The organism is Agromyces binzhouensis, from assembly GCF_004135055.1.
Lineage (GTDB): Bacteria > Actinomycetota > Actinomycetes > Actinomycetales > Microbacteriaceae > Agromyces > Agromyces binzhouensis.
This window is the reverse complement of record NZ_SDPL01000173.1, coordinates 1-6,125: the sequence shown is the minus strand read 5'-3', so window position 1 is coordinate 6,125 and position 6,125 is coordinate 1. Positions and strand designations below refer to the sequence as shown.

General features: G+C 73.3%; 6 protein-coding genes. 2 read left to right on the top strand and 4 right to left on the bottom strand.

The window, feature by feature from the left end; translation table 11 throughout:
• Positions 1 to 155: 155 nt before the first annotated feature.
• Together ESO86_RS09725 and ESO86_RS09720 are read right to left on the bottom strand one after the other, a co-directional pair.
• Positions 156 to 1,508, bottom strand: coding sequence for an adenylate/guanylate cyclase domain-containing protein (locus ESO86_RS09725; RefSeq protein WP_129234720.1), 1,353 nt, complete (start codon positions 1,506 to 1,508; stop codon positions 156 to 158).
• Between the two features lie 113 nt (positions 1,509 to 1,621).
• A complete protein-coding gene (locus ESO86_RS09720; RefSeq protein ID WP_129234719.1) occupies positions 1,622 to 2,308 on the bottom strand; it encodes a DedA family protein in 687 nt (228 codons plus the stop codon).
• Positions 2,309 to 2,481: 173 nt separating this feature from the next.
• Between ESO86_RS09720 and ESO86_RS09715 the strand changes: the two genes are divergently transcribed.
• Together ESO86_RS09715 and ESO86_RS09710 are read left to right on the top strand one after the other, a co-directional pair.
• Complete coding sequence (locus tag ESO86_RS09715; protein ID WP_129234718.1) at positions 2,482 to 3,147, top strand: fasciclin domain-containing protein; 666 nt, start codon at positions 2,482 to 2,484, stop codon at positions 3,145 to 3,147.
• A 187-nt stretch (positions 3,148 to 3,334) separates the two neighbouring features.
• On the top strand, positions 3,335 to 4,513 hold the full coding sequence (locus tag ESO86_RS09710) for a MarP family serine protease (RefSeq protein ID WP_165307602.1): 1,179 nt from the start codon (positions 3,335 to 3,337) through the stop codon (positions 4,511 to 4,513).
• A 30-nt stretch (positions 4,514 to 4,543) separates the two neighbouring features.
• Here the strand turns inward: ESO86_RS09710 and ESO86_RS09705 are convergent, their stop codons facing one another.
• Together ESO86_RS09705 and ESO86_RS09700 are read right to left on the bottom strand one after the other, a co-directional pair.
• On the bottom strand, positions 4,544 to 5,470 hold the full coding sequence (locus ESO86_RS09705) for an aldose 1-epimerase family protein (protein WP_129234716.1): 927 nt from the start codon (positions 5,468 to 5,470) through the stop codon (positions 4,544 to 4,546).
• A 10-nt stretch (positions 5,471 to 5,480) separates the two neighbouring features.
• The coding region (locus tag ESO86_RS09700; protein WP_165307600.1) for a DeoR/GlpR family DNA-binding transcription regulator at positions 5,481 to 6,125 on the bottom strand (645 nt) is incomplete at its 5' end.

Sequence of the window (6,125 nt, the reverse complement as noted above, 5' to 3'; positions counted from 1 at the left end):
CGCGCCGCCGCGGGTGCGGCGCGCAGCGCGACCGGAGGCGGCGCCTGGACGAGGGTCATGCGGTGCTCCTGCGGTGCGGGGAGGGTCGCAGGTGATTCGGCGCGGGTCGCCGCGAGGATTGGCCGGACCGCGGGCGCGGCGACTCCTCCCGGCGATCAGCTCGGACGCGTCTCTGCGCCGGCGGGCCCGTCCACGCAGTACCAGAGCCGCCATCGGTCGGGCACGCCCTTCAACTCGTGCTCGCCGGCGGGTTCGAAGGCGAACGGGAGTCCGAGCAGGAGCGTGCGGACCGTGTCGCTCACCATGATGCGTCCCGGGTCCGCGGCCGCGCAGATGCGCGCCGCCGCGTGGACGGCCAGGCCGACGAGGTCGTCGCCGCGCAGGATCAACTCGCCGGAGTGGACGCCGACGCGCAGCTCGAGCCCGAGCGCACGGGCCGAGTCGAGAGCCTGGGCGGCGAAGTGCAGCGCGGAGGAGGGCAGCGGGAAGGTCGCCACGATCCCGTCGCCGGTCGTGTTGGCCTCGGTCCCCGAGAACCTGGCGATGGAGCGCCGGAGCGCCTCGTCGTGCGACGCGTGGATGCTGCGCCAGCTCTCGTCGCCGGTCCTCGCGAGCGCGGCCGTGGAGCCGACGATGTCGGTGAACACGGTGGTGAGCACGTCGCGCCGTCCGCCGCTTCGGCTGCCCGTCAGGAACTCCTCCATCTCGTCGACGAGGGCGCTGTCGGGGAGGATGGCCGGAAGGGCCGAGGACCGGTGGACGAGCTGGAGCCGTCCATCGGGGAGCGCATCGGCGAGCCAGCGCATCGGGGCCTCGTCGAACGCCTCCAGCGCAGCGTCGTGGAGCACGAGCACGGGCACGCGCACCTCGGCGAGGTGCGGCCTGACGTCGAGCCGGACGATGGCCTCGGCGAGCCTCCTCGCGGCCGTCGGGGTCGCCGACATGCTCTCGTAGCGCTCCCACCACGCCACCAGGCGTTCGGCGCCCTCCGACTGCCAGAACTGGCGCACGACGTGCCCCCGGCCCCACTCCGACGGCTCGAGCCCTGCCATGAGGCTCGCGATCCACGAGGCGTCGAGCTCCCAGGGGAACTCCGCATCGGCTCGGCCGACCGCGAGCACCTCGTAGGCGATGACGGCCTCCACCCGGTCGGGGTGGCGGGCGGCGGCGACGAGGGCGGTCGCGCCGCCGTCGAACCACCCGATGATGGTCGCCCGCGCACTCCCGGCGGCGTCGAGGATCGCGACGAGGTCGTCGGCGTGGTCCTCCACCGAGGCGTCGAGGCCGCCGCGATCCGAGAGCCCGGTCCCTCGCTTGTCGAACAGGATGACGCGGGCGCCGAGGCCCCGGAGCCGCTCGATGAACTCGAGGTGCTCCGGCAGTTCGCAGAACACGTCGACGTTGGAGATGAACGCGAACGCGAGCACGATGTCGCGGTCGCCCTCGCCGAACACCTTGTAGGCGAGGTCGACGCCGTTCCGACCGGCGTACCGTGTCGCCGGGATCACGTTCCGGCTCCGCGACGACCTCGGGGGCTGCCCACGCGATCAGGGTAGTCCGGGAGGACCCGCCGGCGCACGGGCGACACGGGCCGCGTGCCGCGGGAACGGGACGCCGCGGCTCAGATACCGCCGCGGGTCTCCTGTCCGGCCGCCACGCGACGCCGGTGCTCGCGGTTGCGGACGACCCGCTTCGCCACGAATGCGCCGACCGCGATCACGACGGCGACGATCACGACCACCTGGAACCCGTCGGCCCAGGGCTCGACGACCGCCCAGTTCTCACCGAGCACGTAGCCCGCGAGGACGAAGACCGTGTTCCAGATGACGCTGCCGGTCGTGGTGAGCACGAGGAACAGCACGAGGTTCATGCGCGTGACGCCCGCCGGCACCGAGATCAGGCTGCGGAAGAGCGGGATCATCCGCCCGAGGAACACCGCCTTCCTGCCGTGCCTGACGAACCAGGCCTCGGTGCGGTCGACGTCGGCGACGTCGACGAGCGGCACGGCCTTGATGATCGCCCTCGTCCGCTCGCGCCCGAGCAGCGCGCCGACCGCGTACAGCGCGAGGGCCCCGACGACCGAGCCGAGGGTGGTCCAGAACAGCACCTCGACGAGCGAGAACGAGCCCTGGCTGGCCGTGAACCCCGCGAGCGGCAGGATGACCTCGCTCGGCAGCGGGGGGAACAGGTTCTCGAGCGCGATCGCGAGGCCTGCGCCCGGGGCGCCCAGGGTCTCCATGAGGTCGACGGCCCACGCGGCGAGGCCGGTGAGCTCGGGTTCGGCGGCGGCGAGGAGGGTCGTCGTCATGCTGACGAGGCTATGGGATGCCGGATGAACGGAACCTGACCGCACGCCCGCTCGCCGCGGCATCCGGCGCCGCCGACACGCCCGGGCCGGGCCCGACCAAACCATCGCGCACGCCGCCCCGAACCCCACACGACGGCCCCGACAGCGGGCCGCACCATCCAAGGAGGAGACCGATGCGATCCACGCGCAGCACGCACCGCACCGCACTGGCGGCGTTCTCGATCGTGGCCGTCGCCGCGCTCGGCCTCGCCGGCTGCAGCGCCGGCACGACCGACGAGCCCGCGACCGACGACGAGACCTCGATGAGCGAGGAGCCCATGGAGACCGAGGAGACGATGGCCGACCCGGCGGCGAACCTGGTGGGTCCCGGATGCGCCGGGTACGCCGAGCAGGTGCCGGACGGCGCCGGCTCCGTCGAGGGCATGGCGATGGACCCCGTCGCCGTGGCGGCCTCGAACAACCCGCTGCTCACGACGCTCGTCGCGGCCGTCTCGGGCGGGATCAACCCCGACGTCGACCTCGTCGACACGCTGAACGGCGACGAGTTCACCGTCTTCGCGCCCGTCGACGACGCGTTCGCCGAGATCGACGCGGCCACGATCGAGACCCTGCAGGGCGACAGCGAGCTCCTGACCTCGATCCTCACGTACCACGTGGTGCCGGGGCAGCTCGCGCCCGACGAGGTGGTCGGCACGCAGGCCACGGTCCAGGGCGGCACCGTCGAGGTGACCGGCTCGGGCGACGAGCTCATGGTGAACGACGCGAACGTGATCTGCGGCGGCGTCATGACCGCCAACGCGACCGTGTACCTGATCGACTCGGTGCTCATGCCCCAGTAGGCGGGCACGGCGGGCACCGCCCCGCGACCGACGGCCCCTCCGGCACGCTGGAGGGGCCGTCGGCATCCGTCCCCGGCGCGCGCGGCGCCCCGGCCCGGCCCGGCACGGCCCGGACCGGAGGCGCCCTCAGCGCGCTCCGAGGCGGATGCGGCAAGCTGGTCCTTCGGCAGATCGGAGCGAACCCCGCATGACCTGGAGCCTCGTCCTCGACATCGTGCTCGTGCTCGTCCTCATCGGCGCGCTCGTGCACGGATGGCGCGCCGGCCTGCTCCGCACCCTCGGCGGACTCCTCGGCCTGGTCGGCGGCGGCATCGCCGCGTACATCGCGATGCCGTGGGTGGTGTCGTTCGTCGCGGCTCCCGAGTGGCGGGCGCCGATCGCGATCGCGGTCGCCGTGGTGCTCCTCGTCACTGGCGTCTCGCTCGGCAGCGCGATCGGGCGTGCGCTCGGCCGGGGCGCCGAGACCGTGAAGCTCGGACCGATCGACCGAGTGCTCGGCGCCGTCGTGAACACGATGGTGACCGCGTTCGTCGTCGCGCTCGTCGCATCGGGCGTCGGCTCGATGGGCGTCCCCGTCGTCTCGCCGGCGGCCGCGGGCTCCTGGGTCGTCCGCAGCATCGACCAGGTCACGCCGCAGCCGGCTCGCACGCTCATGGCCGAACTCCGCACCGCGGCGTTCGGCGAGGCGATCCCGTGGCTCACCGGGGTCCTCGACGGGCCGACGGTCGCGCCCGAGCTGCCGTCGGGCGGCGTCGACGATCCCGAGCTGAACGCCGCCGCGGCATCCGTCGTCAGGATCACCGGGCTGGCGTTCGAGTGCGGCGGCAACCTCACCGGATCGGGCTTCGTGGTCGCGCCCGACCGAGTGGTCACGAACGCGCACGTCGTCGCAGGCGTCACCGAGCCGATCGTCGAGGCGCCAGGCCGCGGCCCGGTCGCGGGACGCGTCGTGGCGTTCGATCCCGATGCGGACCTCGCGGTGATCGCGGTCGACGGGCTCGACGTCGCACCGCTCGCGATCGCCGACTCGCCCGGCGCGGACGCCGACGTGGCCGTCGTGGGCTACCCGTTCGGCGGTCCGTTGGAGCTGCGACCGGCGCGGGTCATGGCGAACGGGCCGATCACGATCTCGATCGACGGCGACACGACGTCGCGAGACGTCGTCACGCTCGCGGCCGCGGTCGACCACGGCAACTCCGGCGGCCCGGTGCTCACGGGCGACGGCGAGGTCGGCGGCGTGGTGTTCGCGAAGTCGCAGACCGTCGACAACGTGGGCTTCGCCGTTCCGGTCGGCACGCTCGAGCCGCTCGCCGACGAGGCGCCGTCGCTCAGCGACCGCGTCGACTCGGGCAGCTGCGCGTTCTGACGCCTCCGGGCCCCGGCTCGGGGCGGGGGTTCACTCGGCGGTGAAGCCGGCGAAGCGGATGCCCCAGCTGAGCTCCCACTGCTCGCCCGGATCGAGCCAGCGCAGGCCCTTGCCCGAGTTGAACGCCTCGGCGGGCGCCGTCATCGGCTCGACCGCGATCGCCCGGCTCTCGCCGGGGTAGCTCTCGGTCGTGAACACCTGCACGTACGCGAACTCGTCGTCGGCCCACACCGACACCGTCCGGCCGTCGGGGGCCGAGAGGGTGTGCTCGACGGTCCCGTCGACCGAGGCGACCTCGCCGAACGCGTCGTCGAGGTCGACGTCGCCGACGCGGCGCCCCTCGCGGAAGTCCCACTCGGTGCCGTCGACGGGCACCTCGCCGGTCGGCAGCAGGCGGTCGTCGACCTCGAGGTGGCTCGCCGCGTCGAGCCGCAGCACCAGGTCCTCCGTCGGCACGCCGCCGATCTTGAGGAACGGGTGGGTGCCGACCGCGACGGGGGCGGGCTCGCCGCCGACGTTCTCGAGGAAGTGGGTGACCTTCAGCCCGTCGGAGACCAGTTCGTACCGCACGGCGGTGCGCACGAGGAACGGGTAGCCGAGCTGCGGGAAGATCGTCGCCGCGAGCGTCACCGAGTCGCGGTCCTGCTCGACGGGCACGTACTCGGCGTACCGCAGCAGTCCGTGGATCGCGTTCTGCCTCGCGGGCTCGGTGATCGCGAGCTGGTAGGTCTGCTCGCCGTGCCGCCAGACGCCGTCGCGGATGCGGTTCGGCCACGGGACGAGGACGATGCCCGAGCCCGAGGGCGGCGTCTGGTCCTCGCCGTAGGGCGGGACGAGGTCGATCCCGTTGATCGTGAGGGTGCGCAGTCCTGCGGCGACGGCGGTGATGGTCGCGCGGACGTCGCCCGTGGAGGTGGTCGTCTCGAGCTCGAACTGATCGCCCGTGGGGAGATTCATGCACACCACCTTATGGCCGGTCGGCGGCGCGGGCGACGAGGACGTCGAGTCCGGCGTCGCGCAGTTCGCCGATGAGGATGCCGGGGGCCGCGGCATCCGTCACCAGCGCGTCGAACGCGTCGACCGGGGCGATGCGCCCGAGGTGGACCTCGCCGAGCTTGGACGCGTCGGCCACGACGACGGCGCGCGCGGCGCGCTGAAGCATGAGGGCCTTGACGGATGCCTCGGGGAGGTTGGCGTTGGTGACGCCGAGCCTGGGGTCGACGCCGTTGCAGCCGATCACGGCGAGGTCGACGTGGACCTCGTCGAGGACGGAGCCTGCGAGCGGGTGGACGAGCGAGTGCTGGCGGGGGCGGAGCGTCCCGCCCGTCACGACGACCGTGAACCGCGGGATCTCGGGCTCGAGCTCGAGCGCGATCGAGAGGCCGTTGGTGAAGATCGTCAGGTCGTCCAGGTCGTCTCGGGCGCGGAGGGCGCGGGCGACCTGGAGCGTCGTGGTGCCGACGTCGAGGATGACGCTCTGGCCGCTCCGCACGAGCGCCGCGGCTCGCTCGCCGATGAGCTGCTTCGGGACGACGGATGCCGCGAGCGCCTCCTCGAAGCTCGGCTCGCGCTCGGGGCGCGGCTCGGCGGCGCCCGCGCCCGAGGGCACGGC